Annotated in this window: 20 protein-coding genes and 4 pseudogenes; 15 read left to right on the top strand and 9 right to left on the bottom strand. The window is 70.9% G+C overall.

Translation table 11 applies throughout. The features are described from left to right. The 3 genes from D455_RS30425 to D455_RS0114285 form a co-directional block, all read left to right on the top strand. On the top strand, positions 1-505 hold a 505-nt coding region (locus D455_RS30425; protein WP_017571398.1), incomplete at its 5' end, for a class I SAM-dependent methyltransferase. Further along, entirely contained in the window at positions 502-1,668 is a 1,167-nt protein-coding gene (locus D455_RS30420) for an aspartate aminotransferase family protein (protein WP_017571397.1), read from the top strand. The genes D455_RS30425 and D455_RS30420, both read left to right, overlap by 4 nt. A 30-nt stretch (positions 1,669-1,698) precedes the next feature. Further along, positions 1,699-2,595, top strand: a complete 897-nt coding sequence (locus D455_RS0114285) for a diiron oxygenase (protein ID WP_017571396.1) — start codon at positions 1,699-1,701, stop codon at positions 2,593-2,595. Between the two features lie 524 nt (positions 2,596-3,119). On the opposite strand, the gene D455_RS0114275 is transcribed toward D455_RS0114285, so the two are convergent. Continuing rightward, positions 3,120-3,362 carry a DUF397 domain-containing protein gene (locus D455_RS0114275; RefSeq protein ID WP_026122628.1) on the bottom strand — a complete coding sequence of 81 codons (243 nt, stop codon included), beginning with the start codon at positions 3,360-3,362 and terminating at the stop codon, positions 3,120-3,122. Continuing rightward, on the bottom strand, positions 3,359-4,219 hold the full coding sequence (locus D455_RS0114270) for a Scr1 family TA system antitoxin-like transcriptional regulator (protein ID WP_026122627.1): 861 nt from the start codon (positions 4,217-4,219) through the stop codon (positions 3,359-3,361). Before D455_RS0114270 ends, D455_RS0114275 begins: the two co-directional genes overlap by 4 nt. A gap of 77 nt (positions 4,220-4,296) precedes the next feature. On the opposite strand from D455_RS0114270, the pseudogene D455_RS32950 reads away from it, so the two are divergent. The 3 genes and pseudogenes from D455_RS32950 to D455_RS0114255 all read left to right on the top strand — a co-directional run. Beyond that, a pseudogene (locus tag D455_RS32950) lies at positions 4,297-4,500 on the top strand (ATP-binding protein); the annotation flags it as partial. Between the two features lie 401 nt (positions 4,501-4,901). Next, complete coding sequence (locus D455_RS0114260) at positions 4,902-7,205, top strand: rhamnogalacturonan lyase (protein WP_026122626.1); 2,304 nt, start codon at positions 4,902-4,904, stop codon at positions 7,203-7,205. 439 nt (positions 7,206-7,644) lie between these two features. Continuing rightward, a complete protein-coding gene (locus D455_RS0114255; protein WP_017571390.1) occupies positions 7,645-7,992 on the top strand; it encodes a DoxX family protein in 348 nt (115 codons plus the stop codon). A 23-nt stretch (positions 7,993-8,015) separates the two neighbouring features. Here D455_RS0114255 and D455_RS0114250 read toward each other — a convergent pair whose 3' ends face one another. Beyond that, positions 8,016-8,630 carry a TetR/AcrR family transcriptional regulator gene (locus D455_RS0114250; RefSeq protein ID WP_017571389.1) on the bottom strand — a complete coding sequence of 205 codons (615 nt, stop codon included), beginning with the start codon at positions 8,628-8,630 and terminating at the stop codon, positions 8,016-8,018. Between the two features lie 209 nt (positions 8,631-8,839). Here D455_RS0114250 and D455_RS30405 point away from each other — a divergent pair, with 209 nt between their 5' ends. From D455_RS30405 to D455_RS0114235, 3 genes are all read left to right on the top strand, one after another. Continuing rightward, positions 8,840-9,718, top strand: coding sequence for an SDR family NAD(P)-dependent oxidoreductase (locus tag D455_RS30405; RefSeq protein ID WP_241480254.1), 879 nt, complete (start codon positions 8,840-8,842; stop codon positions 9,716-9,718). Positions 9,719-9,783: 65 nt separating this feature from the next. Further along, positions 9,784-11,004, top strand: coding sequence for a cytochrome P450 (locus D455_RS0114240; RefSeq protein WP_017571388.1), 1,221 nt, complete (start codon positions 9,784-9,786; stop codon positions 11,002-11,004). A gap of 70 nt (positions 11,005-11,074) precedes the next feature. Beyond that, entirely contained in the window at positions 11,075-11,275 is a 201-nt protein-coding gene (locus D455_RS0114235; RefSeq protein ID WP_017571387.1) for a ferredoxin, read from the top strand. A gap of 194 nt (positions 11,276-11,469) precedes the next feature. Here the strand turns inward: D455_RS0114235 and D455_RS0114230 are convergent, their stop codons facing one another. Then, on the bottom strand, positions 11,470-11,877 hold the full coding sequence (locus tag D455_RS0114230; RefSeq protein WP_026122624.1) for a MerR family transcriptional regulator: 408 nt from the start codon (positions 11,875-11,877) through the stop codon (positions 11,470-11,472). A gap of 258 nt (positions 11,878-12,135) precedes the next feature. Here D455_RS0114230 and D455_RS33780 point away from each other — a divergent pair. Continuing rightward, positions 12,136-12,255: pseudogene (locus D455_RS33780) on the top strand (RNA ligase (ATP)); the annotation flags it as partial. 319 nt (positions 12,256-12,574) lie between these two features. Here the strand turns inward: D455_RS33780 and D455_RS0114220 are convergent. Further along, positions 12,575-13,315: a class I SAM-dependent DNA methyltransferase gene (locus D455_RS0114220; RefSeq protein WP_017571384.1), complete on the bottom strand. Its 741-nt coding sequence runs from the start codon at positions 13,313-13,315 to the stop codon at positions 12,575-12,577. A gap of 283 nt (positions 13,316-13,598) precedes the next feature. On the opposite strand from D455_RS0114220, the pseudogene D455_RS36190 reads away from it, so the two are divergent. The 3 genes and pseudogenes from D455_RS36190 to argG all read left to right on the top strand — a co-directional run. Beyond that, positions 13,599-13,755 (top strand): annotated as a pseudogene (locus D455_RS36190) (Clp protease N-terminal domain-containing protein); the annotation flags it as partial. A 68-nt stretch (positions 13,756-13,823) separates the two neighbouring features. Continuing rightward, a pseudogene (locus tag D455_RS36185) lies at positions 13,824-14,018 on the top strand (Clp protease N-terminal domain-containing protein); the annotation flags it as partial. A gap of 160 nt (positions 14,019-14,178) precedes the next feature. Beyond that, positions 14,179-15,627: an argininosuccinate synthase gene (gene argG, locus D455_RS0114210; RefSeq protein WP_017571382.1), complete on the top strand. Its 1,449-nt coding sequence runs from the start codon at positions 14,179-14,181 to the stop codon at positions 15,625-15,627. A 204-nt stretch (positions 15,628-15,831) separates the two neighbouring features. On the opposite strand, the gene D455_RS0114205 is transcribed toward argG, so the two are convergent. Genes D455_RS0114205 through D455_RS0114195 form a run of 3 tightly spaced genes read right to left on the bottom strand, consistent with a single transcriptional unit; the run spans position 15,832 to position 19,372 of the window. Then, positions 15,832-18,138: an ABC transporter permease gene (locus tag D455_RS0114205; protein WP_017571381.1), complete on the bottom strand. Its 2,307-nt coding sequence runs from the start codon at positions 18,136-18,138 to the stop codon at positions 15,832-15,834. Continuing rightward, positions 18,135-18,851: an ABC transporter ATP-binding protein gene (locus D455_RS0114200; protein WP_017571380.1), complete on the bottom strand. Its 717-nt coding sequence runs from the start codon at positions 18,849-18,851 to the stop codon at positions 18,135-18,137. The genes D455_RS0114205 and D455_RS0114200 overlap by 4 nt, the downstream gene beginning before the upstream one ends. Next, complete coding sequence (locus tag D455_RS0114195) at positions 18,848-19,372, bottom strand: PadR family transcriptional regulator (protein ID WP_017571379.1); 525 nt, start codon at positions 19,370-19,372, stop codon at positions 18,848-18,850. The genes D455_RS0114200 and D455_RS0114195 overlap by 4 nt, the downstream gene beginning before the upstream one ends. Before the next feature lie 214 nt (positions 19,373-19,586). Between D455_RS0114195 and D455_RS0114190 the strand changes: the two genes are divergently transcribed. Further along, a complete protein-coding gene (locus D455_RS0114190) occupies positions 19,587-20,219 on the top strand; it encodes a GyrI-like domain-containing protein (RefSeq protein WP_017571378.1) in 633 nt (210 codons plus the stop codon). A gap of 79 nt (positions 20,220-20,298) precedes the next feature. Then, a complete protein-coding gene (locus D455_RS0114185; protein WP_017571377.1) occupies positions 20,299-21,249 on the top strand; it encodes a PfkB family carbohydrate kinase in 951 nt (316 codons plus the stop codon). A gap of 714 nt (positions 21,250-21,963) precedes the next feature. On the opposite strand, the gene D455_RS0114175 is transcribed toward D455_RS0114185, so the two are convergent. Next, positions 21,964-22,459, bottom strand: a 496-nt coding sequence (locus D455_RS0114175) for an L-histidine N(alpha)-methyltransferase (protein WP_017571375.1), incomplete at its 5' end; no start/stop codon positions are given.

The following is a 22,459-nucleotide window of genomic DNA, read 5'->3' as shown; positions in this document are numbered from 1 at the left end:
GGAGGAGCCGGCGGGCACCCGGGTGATCGACGTACCCAGTGGTTCCGGCGTGTTCCTGCTGGGGCTGGCCCCGGAGAGCCGGATCGAGTACACCGCCGTGGACATCTCGGAGGAGATGCTGGCACGGGTCCGGGCCGCGGCGGAGGAGAAGGGCCTGACCAACGTGTCGACGCTCTCGGCGGACGCCACCAAGCTGCCGATACCGGACGGATCGTTCGACCTCGTACTGACCTACAACGGTCTGCACTGCTTCAACGAGCCGTGGACGGCGCTCAGGGAGTTCCGCCGGATCCTCACCGACGACGGGCGGATCCGTGGCACGATCCTCCTCCGCAGGCCGACCCTGGTCGCGCCCCGGGTGCAGAGCTACTTCCAGTTCCGCGGGCTGCTCGGCCCGATCGGCACCTGGGCGGAGGTGCAGACCTGGTTCGCCGCCGCCGGACTGAGGGTACGGCGCGTCCGGCAGAGCGGGGCCCTGGCGTTCTTCGAGGGGAAGGCCGCATGACCGCGCCGACCCCACCGGTCGAGGAGAGCGCCGAGGGGGCATGGGTCACCACGGTGGAGGGCCGGAGACTGCTCAACTGCGGCGGGTACGGCGTTCTCACGTTCGGCGCGGGGCATCCGAGGGTCGTCGACCGGGTCCGACGACAACTCGACCGGTTGGCGTTCGGTTCGAGGACCCTGCCCCACGCCGAGGAGAGGGCGGCCGCCGACGCGGTGCGCACGGTCCTGCCCGGCGAACTGTCCGACGTGGCGTTCTGCACCACGGGCTCCGAAGCGGTGGAGATGGCGCTGCGTCTGGCCAGGCTCAACCGGTGCACCCGGATGATCACCACCACCGGAGGCTTCCACGGGCGCACGCTCGGTTCTCTCAGCGTCAACGGAACCCCCCTGCTGCGGCGTCCCTACCGACCCCTGCTGGAGGGGGTGCGCACGGTTGACTACGGCGACGCCGCGCTGGTCCGACGGGCCCTGGCCGAGGAGCCTGGAAGGGCGGTGGTGATCGTCGAGCCGGTGCAGGGGGAGTCGGGTGTCCGCGTCCCCCCGCCGGAGTACCTCGCCGAGGTCGCCGAGGCCTGCGCCGAACACCGGGCGCTACTGGTCGTGGACGAGGTCCAGACCGGGCTCGGGCGGCTCGGCCACCGCTGGGGCGTCGATCGCTCCGGCGTGGTCCCGGACGTGCTCGTGATGGGCAAAGCGCTCGGCGGAGGGGTGCTCCCGGCCAGCGGGATCGCGGTCAGGGAGGAGGCCTACCGACCGTTTCGCCGCGATCCCCGCCAGGCCAGCGCGACCTTCAGCGGTGCGCCACTGCTCATGGCCGCGGTGCAGGCCGCGGTCGAGGTGTTCTGTGACGAGAAGGTCGTGGAGCGCGCCCGGGCGGCCGAACCGCTCATCGCCGAGTGCCTTGGCGGGGCGGCGGACCGGGCGGACGGCCTCATCCGCGAGGTGCGCGGCCTCGGCGTGCTGCACGGGGTGGAGTTCGCGCATCCGAAGCACGCCGCCGCATTCGCCGCCGCGCTGATCGAGCACGGTGTGGTGCCGTCCCACAGCATGGCGACCACCGCGACGGTCCGCCTGACCCCCTCCGCCCTGGTCAGCGAGACCGACCTGGAGCACCTGGCCTCCGCCGTTGCCGCGGCGACCGAAACGACTCTCGCCGCCGCGTGACGGGCGCGGTGGCAAGCCCAGGAGGAAACCTTGAGCACCATCGAGACGTCCGACCGATTCTCCACGATCCTCAAGCGTCTGAGTGACAAGTCCGTCGCGGACTACTACAACCCGTTCGTCCACTTCTCCTGGCCGGAGTCCCTCCCGGACGAGGCGTACTGGATGACGCCCTCGCTGGTGAGCACCCACGGAACGGAGGTCGGCGCGCAGCTGGACGAGCGTCAGCTGATGGAGTTGAGCAAGTGGGAGAGCGTCAACTTCTACAGCATGAACGTGCACGGCATCCGCGAGCTGCTGATGGAGGTCGTCGACCGGATCCACATGCCCGGCTTCGAGGTCCCGTCGGAGTTCTTCCACCACTTCATCGGTGAGGAGAACGAACACATGTGGTTCTTCGCCGAGTTCTGCCTGCGCTACGGCGGCAAGATCTATCCGACCCTGAAGCTGAAGACCTCCGCACCGGAGGACCCGGACGTGGGGAACCTGTTGGTGTTCAGCCGGATCCTCCTGTTCGAGGAGGTCGTGGACCACTACAACATGACCATGGCGGAGGACTCCCGGCTGCATGAGACGATCCGCGAGGTGAACCGGATCCACCACAAGGACGAGTCGCGGCACATCGCGTTCGGCCGGGAGCTCGTCTCCCTGCTGTTCGACCGTGTCCGGGACCGGTTGAGCGCCGAGCAGAGGACCGAGATCGAGGTCTACCTGAAGCGGTATGTCACCACGACCCTGGAGTCGTTCTGCAACCCGACCGTCTATCGCGACGCGGGGCTCGGTGACATCCCCCGCCTGCGCGAGCGGGTGCTCGCCGATCCCCGACGGCACGAGGCCGAGCAGCACGCGGTCCGTAAGCCGATGTCCTTCTTCGTCAGGAGCGGGATCTTCTCCGACTCCTCACTGCGTCCCGCCGACACACGGGCCTGAAGGCGTCGTCCCCGGGTCGGGGCCGGGACCTGCCCCGACCCCTGGACGGGGACGGAGGGCGCGGCCCGTCTCCCGCCCCCGGCGGCCCATGGGCGGGCCGCCGAGGTCTTCCGGGCAACCACGTCCTCCCTCGTTCTCCGCTGAGGGAAGGCTGAGGGAAGGACGTGCCCGTGCCGCTTCGGATCTCGGTTGAACGTTGTTCATGGATGGGGCTCGACATGGCGTCCGGGGCGTTCGCGCTGGGGCGGGCTGAGCGGGGTAGGGGTTTGGTGACCGTGCTCTGCCCCGCAGGGCCGCCTGAGAACGGAGGGAGCGCCATGTTCTTCTTCTTCAGCAACCGCCTCGGCTGTGTCATGTCCCTGTTGGTCTCGGTGGCGCTGACAGCGGTGCTCCTGCTGATCCTCAACTCGCTGGGGTGATCCGCGGTGCGGCCAGGGGCGGCTGGGGCGCGAGAGGTGTGGAGACAGTGATGCCCGGCCGTGGTCCTCCTGACGGAGGCGGCCGGGCGGTGGTGGGGTTGTCGGTCAGCGGGGGAGTGCGGCGCCGAGGAAGCTGGTCCACTCGGCGGCGGGGAAGGGGAGGTGTCCGGCGTCGGGGTGCTTGGAGTCGCGGATGGCGGCTCCGCAGGGGAGGTCGGAGACCTCCACACAGTTTTGAGCATGCCCGCTGTGGCTGCTCCTGTAGAAGGTCGCCGGGACCTGAGCGACCTCTACACAGTTTTCGCTTGCACCGCTGTGGCTGCTCTTGCGGAACCTCAAGGTTGTCACGATTCACCTTCCAGCGATGTGATCATGTCGTGGAGGCAGTCTATGGACTGGGCAGCGGTCAACGCGGCGTTGTGCACCTCACGCCACATCGCCTCGTAACGAGCTATCTCCTCCTCTCCTTCCACGTAGACGGTGGATGTGGGCGTTTCCGCGTAACCGATAGTGGGGTCTCTGGGTTCTGGGAAGTCCATGATCTGGAAGGCGCCCAAAGTTGCGGCATGCATGCCAGTGGAGAACGGCAGGATGTGGATCGTGACGCGAGGACGCAGTGCCATGTCCGCCAAGTGCAGGAGTTGTTCTCGCATGACCTCACGGCTGCCTGCCTGACGCCACAGCGCGGATTCGTCGATGATGGCTACGTACTCAGGTGGGTAGAGCCGATCCAGGATCTCTTGACGTTCCATCCTTGCAGCCACATGGCGTTGGACCTTTTCTTCCGGAAAGGCGCTTGTGCCTGTGAAGACAGCGCGGATGTAGGAGGAGGTCTGGAGCAGGCCCGGTACCACCTGGGTCTCGTAGACACGGATATAGGAAGCCTCCACCTCGAACGAGGGCAGTCCACTCGCTTTGAAGACGTCCTTGTACTTGGACCACCAGCCGCGCTCGTTGGCGTCTTTGGCGAGCTGGTGCAGGCCGTTCCACGTCTCCTCATCGACCTCGTACAGCTGAGCCAATGCGTCGAGGTGTGCTGCGCGGATGCGCTTGAGGTCAGCGGTCTCCAGCTTTCCCAGAGTTGCTCTTGGGATGCCCGTCTTTTTTGAAGCGATATCCAATGTTTGTCCGGATTCCTCTCGGAGGTCCCGGAGTATGCGAGCGAGGCGTCGTCGGCGAATGGTCGGACTGAAGGAAGGCTTCATGGGGGGCAACCTAGCAAAATTCCTCAGAGATTCTTCATATTGCTTGACTTCGGAGATTCTCCAAGGACGCGATAAAGGACGCCCACCTGGCCCCCAGGTCTGGCGGGCTGAACCTGGCCGCCGAATCGGGACGCGGGCTGGCGATGGTGAACGCCTTCGCCTCGGAGTGGGGCGACAACGGCAACGCCGAGTACCGCACGGTGTGGCTTTGCCTGGCCTACGACCTGACCGGAAGTCAGTGGAACACCGACGCCAACACCGTCACCGCAATCAACAACTGAGCCTGACCGGCTGACTCACGACACAAGACGGGCCCAGGAGAGCGCGCCAACGCTCTTCCGGGCCCTGGATCCCCGAAACCGAACACACAGACATATGCAAGGCAAGAGGATCTGATACAGAACCCTATCCCCTCGCCGCGCCGTTCGGACGATGTTCGACCCATACCCCGTCCTCTCCCGCGCCGCACTCCGCTCGTCGGCCCGGTCTGCCCGGTGTGCGACCACCCCTCCTGCCGAACCCGTCGCGCCCAACGGCTTCCCCGGCTCGGCAACCACGATCCTCCCTGCCCGTACACCGGTTCCCGCGCCCGTCACCGCCACTTCCGTCCCGCTGAGGGTCTTGGTAGGAAAGCGCTTGCCTTGTAACGTGAGTCACCCCCGCTCTATGAGGAGGCGTGCCCATGGGGATCTCCCCACGTTTCGTCCGAAGAACGAGTCCGCTGGTCGCGGGCGTGTGTGCCCTGATGATGGCCGGAACGCCAGCGGCCCTGGCCGAGCCGGAAGGCGACTCGGGAGTCCAACTGGAACGGCTGGACCGGGGTCTGGTCGCGGTCGACACTCAGGAAGGCGTTTTCCTGAGCTGGCGGCTGCTGGCCTCCGAGGTCGGCGGTCAGCACACGGACTCCGGGCTACGCGGCCCCCAGTTCCGCGTGTACCGGGACGGCAAGGTCATCGGGATGGTGCGGGACAGCACCAACTTCCTGGACGAGGAGGGCGGCGCCGACTCCGAGTACCGGGTCGTCCCGGTCCCCCGGGGCAGGCCCGGCGTCGGCCCCGAGGGCGAGGCCACCGTGTGGGCCGAGGGCCACCACGACCTGCCCCTGCAAAAGCCCGAGGGCGGAACGACCCCGACGGGCGAGGAGTACGGGTACACCGCCAACGACGTGAGTGTCGGCGACGTCGACGGCGACGGACAGTACGAGTTCGTCGTCAAGTGGGACCCCACCAACTCCAAGGACGTCTCCCAGAGGGGCTACACCGGCCCGACCTACATCGACACGTACACGCGGGGCGGCGAGCTGCTGCACCGCATCGACCTGGGCGTCAACATCCGCTCGGGCGCGCACTACACGCAGTTCGTGGTCTACGACCTCGACGGCGACGGCCGCTCGGAGATCATGCTCAAGACCGCCCCGGGCACCAGGACGCTGACCTTCGGGGACGGCGGGGTGACCGAGGACCACATCACCATGCCGGAGGAGGACGTCGCGGCCGGGTACGGGCACGGCGACGACTACCGGATGAGCGCCGAGGACTACCACGAGCACCTCGTGGAGACGTTCCTGGGCTGGCACGAGCACCCCGAGGTCGTGGCCGGGAACTGGCCCGCCACCCTGGAGGAGGCCTTCGGCGAGGAACCCCGCCACGACTACCCCCTGAACCGGGAGGACGCCGAGGCCCTCGCGGACTTCTTCATCGACGAGTACGCGCCCTCGCGCAGCGGAAGGAACGAACTGCGCGAGTTCGAGGGCTTCGTCGTGAGCGGCCCCGAGTACCTGACGGTGTTCGACGGGCGGACCGGCGCTGAGCTGGACACCGTCCGCTACGAGCCGGGGCGCGGCGACGACGGCCTCATGTGGGGCGACTACGCGATGTCGCGCATCGAGCCGGGCAACCGGGTGGACCGGTTCCTGTCGGGCGTGGCCTACCTGGACGGACAGCGCCCGTCGGCGGTGTTCGCCCGGGGCTACTACACGCGCGGCGCGGTCGCCGCCTACGACTTCGACGGCGAGGAACTCAGCCAGCGCTGGATCGCCGACAGCGGGCACGTGCCGATGGACAACCCGTTCAACGCCTCCCCGCACGGCGGGGACGGCACCGATCCCGGGCTGGGAACGCTCGCCGGTCAGGGCTTCCACTCGCTGAGCGCCGCCGACGTGGACGGGGACGGCCGCCAGGAGATCGTCTACGGCGCCGCGACGCTGGACGACGACGGATCACTGCTGTACTCCTCGTACGCCGAGGGCCCGCCCGGAAGCGACATCGAGGGCGAGATGACCAAGCTCGGCCACGGCGACGCCATGCACGTGGGTGACCTGGACCCCGAGCGGGACGGCCTGGAGATCTGGACCGTGCACGAGGGCTCCACGTACGCGCCCTACGGCTTCGCGATGCGCGACGCCGCCACCGGTGAGGTGCTCTTCGGCGGGTACACGGGCGTGGACACCGGCCGTGGCATGGTCGGCGACATCGACCCGGACGTCCCCGGCCTGGAGGCCTGGTCCTCGATGCCGCCCGGCGACGACGTCGAGGCGGGCCTGTGGAGCGCGGACGGCGACTTCCTGGGCGACCGGACCCCCGGCACGAACATGAGCATCCGCTGGTCCGCCGACATGACCACGCAGACCATCGAGGGGACCGAGGGCCCGAGGATCGAGGACTGGCGGCGCGGCACCCTGCTCACGGCGGAGGGCACGCTCACCAACAACGGGACGAAGGGCAACCCCGCCCTGGTCGCGGACGTGTTCGGCGACTGGCGCGAGGAGCTGGTCCTGCGCACGGAGGACAGCGGGGCGCTGCGGATCCTCACCAGCACCGAGGTCACCGACCACAAGCTGTACACCCTCATGCACGACCCCCAGTACCGGGTGGAGGTGGCCCGGCAGCAGACCAGCTACAACCAGCCCGCCTACCCGTCCTTCCACCTGGGCGCGGACACCGACTGGGCGCGGGTGGAGGCGCCCGACGCCGTCTATCCCGACTAGGTCCCACCTCCTGACCAGCCCGTCCGTCGGAGCCTGGTTCCCGCCCCCGGTGCCACCGAACGGGGGAGTCTCCGCACGCGGCGTCGGGCGGTGACGGGTTGAGGAGCAGGGAAAACGGAGCCCCGGGCCGTACGCGGTCCGGGGCTTCTCCACGTCCGGGCACCCGACCGGGGGGCCGAAGCCCCTCGGCTGGGTCCGCGTGTCACGTTCCCCGGCCGGAGACCGTCGAAGGGGTGACTCCTGCGAACTCCGATCGACCCGACACAGGGAGCGGTGCCATGACTCCACAGACCCGTATGACTCCGCGGTTCCGTTCCGGCACGGACGCGGCTGGCGCGTCCGGGGCCTTGACCACCGTGACGCCGACGACCCCGGGGGACCCCCGGCTGGAGGACGCGCGTGCGCCGGTGAACGCAGCCGCGTGGACGGGGGCCCTGACATGACCGTCGCCCACGTGGTGGTGACCGTGTTCGCCGTCCTCGCGAACGGCGGCATGGCGGTCGCCGACCTGCTCCGCGCGCGGTTCGTCCTCGCCAACTCGGCGGCCGTGGGGGTGCCCGAGTCGTGGCTGACCGCGCTCGGCCTCCTCAAGGGCGCGGGCGCGCTGGGCCTCCTCCTGGGCCTCCTCGGCGTCCCGCTGGTCGGGGCCCTGGCGGCGCTGGGGCTGACGCTCTTCTTCGTGGGGGCGGTCGTCACGCACCTGCGGGCCCGCGACTACGCACTGGCCTTCCCCCTCGGGTACCTGTTCCTGGCGGTCGGCTCGCTCGTCCTCGACCTCACGGCGTGAGGCGCCCGGCCCGGGGGACGCTCTCAGCGCGGGGACCGGTCCCCGCGCTCGAAGGCGGGCAACCCCCGGGCCGCGGTGGTCAGGGCGGTGCGCATGAGGGACGCCATCCCGCCGTGGGTCGGGTCCCCGCCGCCCTGACGGAGGGCGTACTCCTCCGAGGCCAGGCGCAGCGCGGCGTTGAGGGCGGCCGCCTGGACGCGCACGGTCAGGCCGTCGACCGGCGCGCCGGTGCGGTCGGCGATGATGTCCGCGAAGACCGACTCGGCCGCGTGGTGGACCTCCAGCCAGACCGCCATGAGCGCGGGTTCGTCGCGGGTCATCCGGATGAGGTCGGCGACGGACTCCTCCATGACCGGGGTGCCGCCGCCGAAGAGCCCCTCCCGCTCCAGGTGCTCCAGGAGGGAGGAGTCCGGGGGGCAGGAGCGCAGGCTGGCGGCCACCAGGTCCAGGCCCGTGGTCAGCAGGGGCCGGACACAGCTCTCCTTGGTGGGGAAGTACCGCCACAGCGTCCTGGTGGAGATGCCGAGCGCGTGCGCGATGTCGTCGCCCGTGGTGCCGGACACCCCGTGCTCGGTGAACAGCCGCACGGCCGCACGCGCGATCTCCATGCGGACGATCTCCCGGCGCCGTTCGGTCATGGGCGGACGTCCCCTGCCCGGGGAGGTCCGGGCGGAGCCGGGGGACGGGGTCCTCGCCATGGCCCTTCCTTCCACGTCCTCGTCACCTGGGCGGAGTCCACTCTAGACGTCGGGGTCCGACCCGGCAATATTTGTCTCTTAGCGACAAAAAGTCTTACAGTGACAATGGCGGTCGCCGTGGCCGCCAGCAGCGTCGAGGGGGACTTCTCATGGCCGGTCTGGGCCTGAAGGACAGGAACGTCATCGTCACCGGAGGCGGGTCCGGCATCGGCCGGGCGAGCGCTCTGCACTTCGCGGGGGAGGGCGCCAGGGTCCTCGTCGCCGACCTCAACGCCGACACCGCGCGGGCGGTGGCCGAGGAGATCCGCGCGACCGGCGGCACCGCCGAGACCGTGGTCGGCGACCTCAGCCAGCCGGAGGTCGTGGACCGGGTCGTCGCGACCGCCGTCGACCGCCTCGGCGGTATCGACGTCCTGGTCAACAACGCCGGGATCATGGACGACATGTCCGCCACCGCCGACGTCACCGACGCGGTCTGGGAGCGGCTCGTCCGGGTGAACCTGACCGCGCCCTTCCTGCTCACCCGCGCCGTCCTGCCGCACATGGTGGAGCGGGAACGGGGCTCCGTCGTCTTCACCGCCTCGGAGGCCTCCCTGCGCGGCAGCGCCGCCGGGGCCGCCTACACCGCCTCCAAGCACGGAGTCGTCGGCCTGGTGAAGTCCACCGCGGTCATGTACCGGGACAAGGGGATCAGGGTGAACGCGGTCGCGCCCGGGGGCACCGCCACCTCCATCAGCGTCGACGTCGCGTCCGCGCCCCACGGGCCGACCACCCTCGGCACCTTCATGGCCAACATGGGCCGCGTCGCCGAGGCGTCCGAGCTCGCCTCCGCCATCGTCTTCCTGGCCTCCGACGCCGCGAGCAGCGTCAACGGCGTGGTGCNGACAACGGCTGGGCGGCGGTCTGACGGCACACGTCGATCGCCACATCCGGAGCGGGCTGCACCACGCGGTGCCGCCCGCTCCGCGTTCTCCGGGTTCTCCGCGGCTTTGGGGCGTGTGCGCACAAAATTTAAGTCAGTCGCTTGACTGCCCCCCATGGCCTCTGTTGACTGAAAGCGCACGCAACCGTCACACAGAGGAGTGGTGCAGCCGTGGGTGCCGACCAGACCGAGCGCGTGTTGGACTATCCGATCCCCGGCCCGGAGGTGCTGGAGCCGCCACGGGAGTGGGAGGAGCTGAGGCGGGGGTGCCCGGTCGCCCACGTACGGCTGCCCAGCGGCGACCCGGCGAGGTTGGTCACCCGCTACGAGGACGTCAAACAGGTCCTGTCCGACCCGCGCTTCACCCGGCAGCTGAACGCCGAGGGCGCCGCCCGGATCTCCGAGAGTGAGACGGGCGGCGTGTTCAACAGCGACATGGCGGCGCGGGTCCCCGACACCGGCGAGGAGCACAGGCAGTGGCGTCGGCTCGTCGGCAAGTGGTTCACCGCCAAGCGCATGACGGCCCTGCGGCCGAGGATCGAGGCCATGGCCGACCAGCTGGTCGACGGCATGGTGGAGCACGGAACACCGGCGGACCTGAAGGCGCACCTGGGCTTCCCCCTGCCCGTGTGGGTCATCTGCGACATGCTGGGGGTCCCCGACGCGGACCGCGACCGCTTCTCCCACTGGTCGGACGCCCTGCTCAACCTCACCCGTTACACGCCGGAGGAGATGGAGCGGGCCCAGACCGAGTTCGACGCGTACATGACCGGCCACGTCGAGGCCAAGCGGGCGGAGCCCCAGGACGACCTGATCAGCTCCCTGATCACCGAGGTCGCCGAGGCCGGGGCGGACCTGCCGGGCCCCGCGCTGGTCGCCACCAGCATGGGCCTGCTGGTAGCCGGGCACGAGACCACCGCCAACATGATCGGCAAGATGGTGGCGATGCTGCTGGACGACCGGAGCCGCTGGGAGAGTCTGGTGGCCGACCCGTCGCTCGTGCGCACCGCCGTGGAGGAGTCGCTGCGCTACGACGCCAACGGCGGGGTCGGCCTGCCGCGCTACATCACCGAGGAGACCGAGATCGGCGGCACCACCGTCCCGGCCGGAACCACCGTCATGTGCAGCATGAGCGCCGCCAACCGGGACGGGAGCGCGTTCGAGGACGCGGACGGCATGGACCTGGGGCGCAGCCCCAACCCGCACCTGACCTTCGGTTCCGGAGCGCACGCGTGCCTGGGGCAGGCGCTGGCGCGCACCGAGCTCCAGGTCGTGCTGGAGGTGCTGCTGCGCAGGCTCCCCACACTGGAACTCGCCGTTCCCGCCGCGGAGCTCAGGCCCGTCGACGGCCTCATCGTGGGCGGGTTGAGCGAGGTTCCGGTGCGGTGGTGACCGTGCCCGGCAGGGTGACGCGGACCGGCCGGGCCGGCGCCGCCCCGACGCGGAGGAAGGAGGAACGGTCGTGAGGGTGACCGTGGACGAGGACAGGTGCTGCGGCGCGGGCCAGTGCGTACTGCTCGCCCCGGAGGTGTTCGACCAGCGGGAGGACGACGGCGTCGTGGCCCTGCTCGACGGGAAGCCGCCGGAATCGCTGCACGCTACCGTGCGCGAGGCCGCGGAGGTGTGCCCCACGGGCGCGATCCGCGTGGACGAGGAGGCGTGAGCGGGCCCTCGGGCGTTCGCGCGGAACCGCCGTCCGCGTCCGCGCCGGGGTGAACCCGCCAGCGGCCCGCCGGTACGCCCGGCGGGCCGCCTTCACCATCGGTCGGCGTCCGCCGGTCGGCGTTCCGGACGGGACCCCGTCGCCCCGTGCGGGGCCGCCCGGACGGAGGCGTCCTCCTCGGGGCGCCGGAACGCTCAGGTGGTGGCACCGTTCCGGGCGCGGACCTCGCGCAGCCGTCCGGCGAACTCCTCGGCCATCGCCAGCTGTTTGCGCAGGGTCCGGCAGCGGGCGACGATGGCCTCCTCGAAGTCGTCGAGCCTCCCGCTCAGGACCCGTCGCTCGTCGGGGCCGGTCTCGGACGCGTTCAGCCGGTCGATGGCCGTCAGCAGCTCACGGGTCTCGTCCAGGCTGAACTCCAGCGGTTTCATCCGCTTGATGAGGTTCAGCCGGTCCACGTCCGTCTCGGTGTAGAGCCGGAAACCGCCGCGGGAGCGCGCCGAGGGCTCGACCAGGCCGACCTCCCCGTAGTAACGGATCGTGCGCAGGGACAGGCCGGTCCGTTCGGCGACCTCACCGATCTGCATGTGCTGCGCCCCAGACATCGCGGCACTCCTTCTCCACTCTCGCCCCGACGCCGTGCCCGCCGGTGTGTTCGTCCCTGTGTGCGCAACGTTAGCGTGCCCGGCGCGGAGCGGCGTCCGAGCCGCCTCAGGCGCCCTGACCGGCCGCGACCGGGGAACGCGCGTACCGCGCCGGTCCGGGCGGCACAAAAGGTGTTGTGGCCCCGACGGGGTTCCGGGCACGGTGAGCCGGTCCTCGAAGCGCGCCCCCGGAGCGCTTCCCCACACGGAGGGAACGCCATGTCCACCCTCCGGGTCACCGCCGAGCGGCTCACGATCCACCCGCACCCCAACGCCGACGCGCTGGAGTTGGCGCAGGTCGGGCTCTTCCGCGCGGTCGTGGCCAAGGGGGCCCACCGCCACGATGTCCCGGGGCGCTCGCTGCTCCGTCGCGTGCTCGGATATCGCACGCGGCGTTGGTGTCGGCGTGCGCGGTCAGTGGGCGCGCGGACCCACCGGGGGAGCGCCCGCCGTTCCGGGTCCGCCGCGATCCTCGATCACCAGGCCCTCGGGGCCTTCCCGGCCGCATTCTCCTCGTGAGCCGCTGGAGGAGGCGGGCGCTGCCGCGCCGCAGTGGCGTGCGGGCGCCGGGTCGGGGTGCGGGGAGGGCGGTGTCTCACACTCCTCGGTGCCGGGCGCCGGGGCGCCCACGGCACCGTGCGTCCGGACCCCGCCGTCCTCAGCCGGCGGGTTTCTCCCAGACCGAGACGTGCTGGCGGCTCCGGCTGGTGAACGGTTCCCCCGTCCAGCCGTCCCACCGGTCGCGCAGACGCATCCCGGCGAGCTGGGCCATCAGGTCGAGTTCGGCGGGCCACACGTACCGGAAGGGGATCGACCTGTACGTGCTCCGACCGTCCACGATGGTGACGTAGTTCGAGCTCATCGCCTGCGTGGCGACGTCGTAGAGGTCGAACGCCCACACGGGCGGGCCCACGCGGAACGGCACGGCCTCCTGGCCCTCCGGGAGTCTCCGCAGTTCGGGGACGCCGACCTCGATGACGAAGCGGCCCCCGGGTTCGAGGTGGTCCGCGACGTTGCGGAAGCAGGCCACCTGCTCCTCCTGCGTCGTCAGGTTCCCGATCGTGTTGAAGACCAGGTAGGCGAGGGAGAACGTTCCCTCCACCCGCGTCGTCGCGAAGTCGCCGATCGTCACCCCGACCGCGTCGCCGCCCGGTTTGGCCCTGAGCCGGTCGACCATCGCCTGGGACAGGTCGACGCCGTGCACCGGAACCCCGCGGCGGGCCAGTGGCAGAGCGACGCGTCCCGTCCCGATGCCCAGCTCCAGGGCCCGGCCGTCACCGGCCAGCTCCGCCAGGACGTCGACCGCGGGGTCGAGGACACCGGGATCGAACATGTCCGCCGACGACTCGTCGTAGGTCGCCGCGACGCTCTCTCCGAAGTGGTTCTCCTTGGTGCTCATTCCGGAACGTTAACGAGCGGACACCCTGCGGCGCACGGGGTTTTCCGGCGACCCCCGGGGCCGCCCGTGCGGCTTCCACGCCGTAGCATGCGGCGCGCACCGTGCTGACCAGCCGTGCGGCGTCACGAACCCGGCCCGGTTCGCCGCGCCCACCCCACTCCGCGCCATGCCGCGCACACCGACGCGGCACGTTCTCGGGCCGGGTGGGGGAGGGACGGGGCGGTGAACGCGGCGGTGGGTCACCACGCGCCGTTCCCCCAACGAAGAACCAGGAGTGATGTCCATGTTCGAGCGGTTCACCGCTGAGGCCCGGCGCGTGGTCGTTCTGGCCCAGGAGGAGGCGCGCGAGCTCAGGCACAGGAACATCGGTACCGACCACATGCTGCTCGGACTGCTTGGGGTGCGGGAGGGCATCGCGGCCCGTGCCCTGGGAGCCCTGGTGGTTGACCACGAGTCCGCCCTGGCCGAGGTGGCCGGAACGGCCGGTCGGAGGAAGCGGCTCTTCAAGCCGCAGGGACACATTCCCTTCACCACGGAGACCAGGAAGGCGTTGGAGGAGTCCCTCCGCGAGGCCATCCGGCTCGGGCACCACCACATCGGGACCGAACACCTGCTCCTCGGGCTGCTCCGTCCGAAGCACGGCGCGGCGGTCTCCGTGCTCTCCGGCCTCGGCGCGCCTCCGGAGCTGGTGAGGCAGCAGGTGCACCTCACGCTGAACGTCCAGCCGGACACCACCTGGACGTAGGGGCGGCTCCTCCGGAGACGCTCCCGGTCGGTGTGGGGACAGCGAGGTTCCCCACATCGACGTGCCTGGGTACGCCCCCAGATTGCATGCTCATTCATTAGGGCGCATACTTATTTCTATGTCCAAGGTACTCACTTCCCTCCCCGTCGGCGAGCGCGTCGGAATCGCCTTCTCCGGTGGCCTCGACACCTCGGTAGCGGTCGCGTGGATGCGCGACAAGGGCGCCGTCCCGTGCGCCTACACCGCCGACATCGGCCAGTACGACGAATCCGACATCGCCTCGGTGCCCGGCCGCGCCAACGAGTACGGCGCGGAGGTCGCCCGCCTGGTCGACTGCCGGGAAGCCCTGGTGGAGGAGGGGTTCGCGGCCCTGGCCTGCGGAGCGTTCCACATCCGTTCCGGCGGCCGTGTCTACTTCAACACCACCCCCATCGGCCGGGCCGTCACGGGCACCCTGCTGGTGCGCGCGATGCTCGAGGACGGCGTGCAGATCTGGGGTGACGGGTCCACCTTCAAGGGCAACGACATCGAGCGGTTCTACCGCTACGGCCTGCTCGCCAACCCCTCCCTGCGGATCTACAAGCCGTGGCTGGACTCCGAGTTCGTCAACGAGCTCGGCGGCCGCAAGGAGATGTCCGAGTGGCTGCTCGACCACGGCCTGCCCTACCGCGACAGCACCGAGAAGGCCTACTCCACCGACGCCAACATCTGGGGCGCGACGCACGAGGCCAAGTCGCTCGAACACCTCGACACCGGAATCGAGATCGTCGAGCCCATCATGGGCGTGCGGTTCTGGGACCCCGAGGTCGAGATCGTCCCCGAGGACGTCACGGTCGGCTTCGAGCAGGGGCGTCCGGTGACCATCAACGGCAAGACGTTCCCCTCCGCCGTCGACCTGGTGAACGAGGCCAACGCCATCGGCGGCCGTCACGGCCTGGGTATGTCGGACCAGATCGAGAACCGGATCATCGAGGCCAAGAGCCGGGGCATCTACGAGGCGCCGGGCATGGCGCTGCTGTACGCGGCCTACGACCGCCTGGTCAACGCGATCCACAACGAGGACACCCTCGCCAGCTACCACAACGACGGCCGGCGGCTCGGCAGGCTGCTCTACGGGGGCCGCGGGCTGGAGCCGCAGGCGCTGATGCTGCGCGAGGCCCTCCAGCGCTGGGTGGGCACGGCGGTCACCGGCGAGGTGACGCTGCGGCTCCGGCGCGGTGAGGACTACTCCATCATGGACACGACCGGACCGGCGTTCAGCTACCACCCGGACAAGCTGTCCATGGAGCGGACCGAGGACGCCGCGTTCGGGCCGATCGACCGCATCGGCCAGCTGACCATGCGCAACCTCGACATCGCCGACTCCCGCGCCAAGCTGGAGGAGTACTCCAGCGTCGGCATGGTCGGCAGCCCGCACACGTCGGTCGGTGCCGCCCAGGCGGCCTCGACCGGTCTGATCGGCGCTATGCCCGAGGGCGGCGCCGAGGCGATCGCCTCCCGTGGCCCGGCGGCCGACGAGAACGTCGACCTGCTCGACAACGCCGCGATGGACTCCGGAACCGACTGATCCGGGAACCTCCGACGCGTGCTCCGCCCCCGCCCCGTCCGGGCCGGGGGCGGAGCACGTCCGGGTTCAGGTCCGTCCGCGGGGTGTCCGCACCGTGCCCCTGTGCCAGGCTTCGGCCATCAACCGACACCGGGGTTCCGTGGCGCGGGAGGAGCGCACTCTCGCGCCATGGAACCGCTTCCCCCCGGGGACGTCCCGCCGCCGTCACTCGGTGCGCAGCCCCTCGGGACGCGTCATCCGCCACAGGTACGGCAGGCTCGCCAGGGTCACCAGCGCGATCACGCCGATCCCGGCGCCCACGAGCGGCACGAAGGCCAGCCAGTCGGTGACCGGGAGGTCGGCCAACCGCAGCAGGAGGAGGCCGAGCCCGAACCCGCCGACGACGGCGATCACCAGGCCGAGCACCATCGGGATCGCGGTCTGCCACAGCACCGAGGCGGCGAGCGTGGAACGTCTGGTGCCGAAGGCGATCAGCACCGAGAGCTGCCGCCTGCGTTCACGCAGCTGCTCGACCGTGGAGATGACCATGCTCGCCCCGATCACCAGCATCGTGAGGACCGCACCGGCCCGGAGCGCGTCGCCGATGACCGTCAACACGCTGCCGCCGATCTCCGACCCCAGGACGCGCGAGTCGGTCCCGGGCTCGTCGACACCGATGTGGTTGCGCACGTGCTCGACGGCGTCCGGCACCTTCCCGTCGAGCGTGACGAGCACCGTGGCCTGAATGTTCTCCAGCTCCTCGACCGGAAGCGCCGACGGGGTGAGGTACAGGCCCTGGTAATTCGGCCCGGACAGGGCCTCCGTGATCCGGGCCTCACGCACCCGGGGGACGGTCCACGGGCGGGGCTCGGCGGCGGGCCCGCCCGCGCGGGCGTTGTGGAGGTCCAGCCGGTCACCCGGACGCACGGCGACCTCCCCGCCATCCGTGACGAAGGCGTCGCCGTCGGTGCAGGAGGAGAACGTGACCAGCCGCTCCAGGTCCGCGCAGTCGGCGATGACGACCGTCAGCCTCTCCTGTGGGCCGTCGGTGCCGGGCGGGGCGTCCAGGTGGGCCAGCAGGAACGGGACAGAGGACGCCACCCCCCTGGCCCCGTCGACACCGCGGGCGAACTCCGCGCCCTCGGCGCCGGTCTCCACCGTGGCCGAGGCGATCATCCGCGTCGCGGCCGGACCTTGGTCCTCGCCCGGGGGGACCTGCGCGTTCATCGCGGAGAACAGCATCTGGAGCGCGATCGCCCCGGCCACGGCGATGGTGACGCCGCTGACGGTGCGGGCCGCGAGTCCGCTGTTCAACTGGAGGCGCCGCGTGGCCATCTGCCACGACAGCGGGCCGCCGCGCAGCCGTCCCACCACGGCCTCGACGACCCACGGCAGCAGCAGGGTGACCCCCGTCAGGGTCAGCAGCACGCCGACGGCGACGGTCCACTCCGTGCCCTCGGAGTTCGTCCCCCGACCGGGCACGAACAGGACGGCGCAGCCGACGGCCAGGACCACCACGCGCCACCACAGCCGCCGACCGTGGTCGGTGTTCTCCCGGAAGACGCCCAGCGGGCTGACCTCGACCCCGCGGAGCGCGAGGAGCGTCACCAGGACGGCACTGGCCGGGACGAGCACCACGACGAGGGCGGCGAGCAGCGGCGCCGGTGAGATGTCGGCGGGCAGTACACCCGAGGCCGGGAGCCGCACGTCGTCGGCGAACGTCCGGACCACGAGGAAGAACCCGGTGCCGAGGGCCAGCCCCAGGAGCGCGCCGACGAGTGACTCGCCCGCGGCGATCCTCCGTGTCATCCCCCTGTCTGCGCCCACCAACCGCAGTGCGGCCAGGCGCTGGTCGCGGCTCTCGGCGCCGAAGCGCATCGCGGTGAGGACGAAGGCGGCGACCGGTAGCAGCAGCACCACGATGATGACGACGATGAGCAGCACGGTCATCGCGGACAGACCGCTGCCCGGCCGGTCCCCGCCGAAACCGGAGACGGCGTACGAGGCCGGGTCCTGCGCGAGGGTGTCCGTGCCCAGGTAGAAGTAGAGCTCGTACGGCCCCCGCAGGCCCTCGGTGCCGATCACGCCGGTGACCGGGGCTCCGTCGAACCGCTCGGCGAGCAGGGCGCCCTCCGGGGAGTCCAGGAGGTCGCGCAGGGCTGGCGAGACGTAGAGTTCTCCCGCCGCGGGCAGGCGGTCGATCCCCGGAGGGTGGACGGCCTCCCGCGGGTCCCCGAGTGATCCGAGCAGCATGCCGGAGAACAGGGTGTTCCGGTACTCGACGATCTCCGGGGCCGCGAGAACGGTGTCGTCGCCGATCCGGGCCCCCTCCTCCAGGTACACCGGTGACCGCGCGTCCGCCCGCTCCAGGGCCGCGGCGCGTACCGTGGGGGCCGCGGACGCCAGCAGGAGCACCATCACCCCCAGTCCCACGCCCAGCGCCGTGAGCAGCGTCCTCGTCCAGCCCGCCCGTCCGCCGTTCAGGGTGAGTCCGGCTCCCATGGCCAGATCGCGGTACCACCGGCCGATCACGTCGTCCCCGCGATCCGGGCGGTGGTGTCGAGGACCTGGCCGTCGCGGACGACGACCTCGCGGTCGGAGTAGGCCGCGACCCGGACGTCGTGGGTGACCAGGACGACGGCGGCCCCGGTGTCGCGCGCGGCGCCCGTGAGCAGTTCCATGGCGCGCTCTCCGTTGAGCGAGTCCAGTGCGCCGGTGGGCTCGTCGGCGAAGATCAGACGCGGACCCGCCACCAGCGCCCGGGCGATGGCCACCCGCTGCCGCTGCCCCCCGGAGACCTGGCCGGGGCGCTTGTCGCGGACGTCGTCCACCTCCAGGCGGGCCATCCACTCCGTCGCGGAGGACTCCGCCCTCCGGCGCGCGACGCCCGCCAGGCGCAGGGACAGCGCGACGTTCTCCACACAGGTCAACTCGGGGACGAGTTGGCCGAACTGGAAGACGAAGCCGAAGTCGCTGCGCCTGAGCCTGCTGCGCTCGGTGTCCGGCAGGGCCGACAGCTCGTGGCCGTCGTAGCGCACGGTGCCGCCGTCGAGGTCGAGGATGCCCGCCAGACAGTGCAGCAGCGTGGACTTGCCGGATCCGGACGGGCCCATGACGGCGACGACCTCGCCGGAGTCGATGGTGAAGTCCGCTCCGTTCAGCGCGGCGGTCGAACCGAAGTACTTGCGGAGCCTGGTGGCGGTGAGCAGGGCTTCCGTACCTTCCGCGGTGTTGGCGCCGCTCATGCGCCGACCTCCCGGGCGAGTCGGCCGAGGCGGCTGGCGGTCAACTCCAGCCACCGGATGTCGGCCTCCAGGTGGAACAGGGCGTGGTCGCAGACGAGTTGGTCGGCGAGGTCGCCGCTGGTCTTGCGGCGGGTGAGCTCACGCATGAGGCGCAGGTGTTCGGCCCGCTGAACGTCCAGCAGCCCGGCGGCGTCACGGCCGGTGAGCAGTGCCAGTACGACCTTGGCGTACAGGGTGCTCTGGAGGTAGGGCTCGGGCTTCTCCGCGGTGGAGAGCCACCGGCTGACATCGGTGACGCCCGCGTCGGTGATGGCGTAACGCTTGCGTTCGGGACCGCTTCCCGACTCCACCCCGTCCACCTCGACGAGGCCGTTCCTCAGTAGGCGCGACATCGTCGAGTAGACCTGCCCGTAGTGCAGGGGCCGGTCGTGTCCGAACCGTTCGTCGAAGAGGCGTTTGAGGTCGTACCCGTGGCGGGGGCCCGATTCGAGCAGACCGAGCAACGTGGTGCCGATAGACATACCAGCGACTATACACAAAATGTATACTTCGAGTGAATAGTGAGCATGCGGGGTGGCGGGGACCCCACCCGGAGTGGGACTCTGGAGCCGCGCCCGGGCCGCTTCCGCCGCCGGTGGGCGTCACCGACCCGCCGCCGCTCCCCGAGCGGGCGCAGACCCCCTCCGCGCGGGCGGCGCGCGAGGCGCTTCCGTACCCCCCGAGCCCAGGTGCCCGATGACGAACAAGACCGACTTCAAGAGGACCCTCGACGCCTACCAGGCGCGACGGGACCGGTTCCGTGTCCTGGAGGTGCCGGACCTGCGGTACCTCATGGTCGACGGCCACGGGGACCCCAACACCTCACCGGCCTTCACCGAGGCGGTCCGGGCGCTCTACCCGGTGGCCTACAAACTGAAGTTCGCCAGCAAACAGGACCTCGGTCGCGACTACGTCGTCCCTCCCCTGGAGGGCCTGTGGTGGGCCGAGGACATGGACGCCTTCACGGCGTCCCGCGACAAGTCGCGGTGGAGCTGGACGCTGATGATCATGGTCCCGGACTGGACCGACCGGGACATGTTCGCCACCGCCGTGGAACGGGTCGCGTCGGGGAGCGGACCCGCGCGCCTGGGCGACGTCCGCATGGAGACGCTCTCCGAGGGCCGCTGCGTGCAGACGTTGCACGTCGGCTCGTTCGACGACGAGGCGGACGTGCTCGCCCGGATGCACCACGGGTTCATCCCGGACAACGGACTGCGTATGGTCGGCAGGCACCACGAGATCTACCTCAGCGACTTCCGCAGGGTCGCGCCGGAGAGGCAGCGCACCATCCTCAGACAGCCGGTCGGCGCCGCGGCCTCGGACGGGTGACTTCCGCCCACCCGGCACCGCCCGTCCCGAACCGGCACGGGATGATCGCACGGTCGGTACAGGCGAAGGGAGCCCTCTCATGACCGGACGCCTCCTTCACGTGGGGCCGGTGATCATCGACGTGGTGATGGCGGTCGACGCCCTCCCCCGGGCAGGTGGGGGCGTGTTCGCCTCCTCCGCGCGCACCCTGGCCGGAGGCGGTTTCAACGTCATCGCCGCCGCGGCGCGCGCGGGCATGGAGGTGGTCTACGCGGGGGCGCACGGGAGCGGGCCGAACGGGGACCTGGCCCGTGCCGCGTTGCGTTCGGAGGGGGTGTCGGTGGCGCACGCACCCGACCCCGACGCGGACACCGGCTTCTGCGTGGCCCTGGTCGACGGCGACGCGGAGCGGACCTTCGTCACCCGCCTGGGCGCCGAGATGGACCTGTCCCTGACGCGGTTGCGCACGCTGCGGCCCGAACCGGGGGACTTCGTCTACACGGTGGGGTACTCCCTGCTGCCCGGGCCGCGTGCCGACGAACTCCTCACCTGGATCGATGAGCTCCCCGAGGGGGTGCGTCTGGTCCTGGACCCCGCCCCGGTCGTGGGAGATCTTCCCGCACGGACCCTGGACCGGGCCCTGGCCCGTGTCGACCTGTTCAGCCTCAGCGCCGCCGAGGCCTCGACCATGACCGGCCGCGCCGCCCCCGAGGAGGCCGCCGCGCTTCTCACCCCCCGGATCCGCTCCGGTGGCGTGGTGGTCGTACGCGACTCCGCGAACGGCTGCGTGGTGGCGGAGGCCGGGGGAGCGCCCCGACGGGTTCCCGGTTTTCCCGTGCGCGCCGTGGACACCAACGGGGCGGGCGACGCGCACGTGGGCGTGTTCACCGCGGCCGTGGCCCGGGGCCTGGCCCCGCTGGAGGCCGCACGCCGGGCCAACGCGGCCGCCGCCCTGTCCGTCACCCGCCACGGCCCGGCCACCTGCCCCACCGCGGAGGAGACGGACACCCTCCTGGACGGCGTCTCCCGCGGAGGGGCGGGCGAGGGATGAGGCGACGGACGCCACCCCTCACCCTGCCCGCACCGGCGAGCACACCAGCGGTTCCATGGCACCGGAGCACCCGGCCTGACGGCACCGACGAGCCGGGTCTGGCAGCTCCACGACGCCGGACCGGCACCGTGGCGGGTGTCCCGCGCCGGGGCGGGAGGCCCGGATGCGTGCCGGGACCGCTGCCCGGCCGCTCAGCGGTCGCCGCCCCCGGGCGGTCCTTCGTCGCCACGCACCTGCGGAGGATGGATGTGGAGTTGGGCTATGTGCCCGGCCTGGACGACGGTGCCCCCCACGTCGCCGTGGACCTCGTTGCGGGTGCCTGCGGGCCCCGGCACGGGCCCGGTCCCGGGTGGAGCGCGGTGGGGCGCCTCCGGTGCCAGGCCGGGCCATCGCCGTGCGGCCTTGTACCTCAGGATCCTCACGAGGAGATCAGCGGCCCCCGCGGCGACCTTGCAGGTGAACACACCCGCGGCGACGAACAGAAGGAGCTGGAGGAGTGTGGCGGGGTCGAGCCGGAGCGCGGGTTCGCGGGCAGGCTCGGCCAGACGTAACGGCTCCAGAAAGATGGGGCCAGAGCGCTCAGAGCCAGAACCTCGATCGTCGCGCGCACCTTCCCGCTCATCCGAAAAGCGACCACGGCGAGGATACAGGACTCCGGTCCGGCGATGGCTGGCACCCGACGAGGGCACCCGGGCGCGCGGTCGGCGGCGCTTCTCAGGCCTCGCGGCGGAAGAGGAAGAGCCCGTACCGCGCCCCGGAGTCCCACCACCGGGCCCGCAGCCGGAAACCGTGCGCCTCCACCTCGCGGGCCAGCCGCCGGTCGTCGAACTTCACCGAGTAACCGACGTTGAGGAACCGCCCGCGCGGTATGTGCAGTGTGAGTCCCAGCCCCGGCACGGACACCGTTCGGTCGGCCCGAGCGCGCAGACGTCCCTCCACGGTGGAGGTGTCCGCGTCGTAGCGGGCCTCCGGAACGAAGTCGTCGAGTACGAAGTCGGCGCCGTAGCGGCGGTTGAGCCGGGTGAGGTAGTTGAGCCGGAAGTCGGCGAAGGCCGAGTGTCCGGCGGGATCGTTGTAGCAGGTCTCCAGCTCCTCGCGGCCCTTGTCCAGGTCGGCGGAGACCAGGAAGTCCTCGCCCGGGCGCAGGGTCCGGGCGATCTCGCCGAGCAGTGCGTCGCGTTCCCCGCGCGTGGCGTTGCCGAAGCCGCTG

The sequence above is a fragment of the Nocardiopsis halotolerans DSM 44410 genome, from assembly GCF_000341065.1.
Lineage (GTDB): Bacteria > Actinomycetota > Actinomycetes > Streptosporangiales > Streptosporangiaceae > Nocardiopsis > Nocardiopsis halotolerans.
This window is presented reverse-complemented; position numbering and strand designations above follow the sequence as displayed.

Coding starts and splice junctions, on each gene's coding strand:
- D455_RS30420 (WP_017571397.1), top strand. CDS start 502: ATGACCGCGCCGACCCCACCGGTCGAGGAGAGCGCCGAGGGGGCATGG.
- D455_RS0114270 (WP_026122627.1), bottom strand. CDS start 4,219: ATGAAGCCTTCCTTCAGTCCGACCATTCGCCGACGACGCCTCGCTCGC.
- D455_RS0114260 (WP_026122626.1), top strand. CDS start 4,902: ATGGGGATCTCCCCACGTTTCGTCCGAAGAACGAGTCCGCTGGTCGCG.
- D455_RS0114255 (WP_017571390.1), top strand. CDS start 7,645: ATGACCGTCGCCCACGTGGTGGTGACCGTGTTCGCCGTCCTCGCGAAC.
- D455_RS0114250 (WP_017571389.1), bottom strand. CDS start 8,630: ATGACCGAACGGCGCCGGGAGATCGTCCGCATGGAGATCGCGCGTGCG.
- D455_RS0114230 (WP_026122624.1), bottom strand. CDS start 11,877: ATGTCTGGGGCGCAGCACATGCAGATCGGTGAGGTCGCCGAACGGACC.
- D455_RS0114220 (WP_017571384.1), bottom strand. CDS start 13,315: ATGAGCACCAAGGAGAACCACTTCGGAGAGAGCGTCGCGGCGACCTAC.
- argG (WP_017571382.1), top strand. CDS start 14,179: ATGTCCAAGGTACTCACTTCCCTCCCCGTCGGCGAGCGCGTCGGAATC.
- D455_RS0114200 (WP_017571380.1), bottom strand. CDS start 18,851: ATGAGCGGCGCCAACACCGCGGAAGGTACGGAAGCCCTGCTCACCGCC.
- D455_RS0114195 (WP_017571379.1), bottom strand. CDS start 19,372: ATGTCTATCGGCACCACGTTGCTCGGTCTGCTCGAATCGGGCCCCCGC.
- D455_RS0114190 (WP_017571378.1), top strand. CDS start 19,587: ATGACGAACAAGACCGACTTCAAGAGGACCCTCGACGCCTACCAGGCG.
- D455_RS0114185 (WP_017571377.1), top strand. CDS start 20,299: ATGACCGGACGCCTCCTTCACGTGGGGCCGGTGATCATCGACGTGGTG.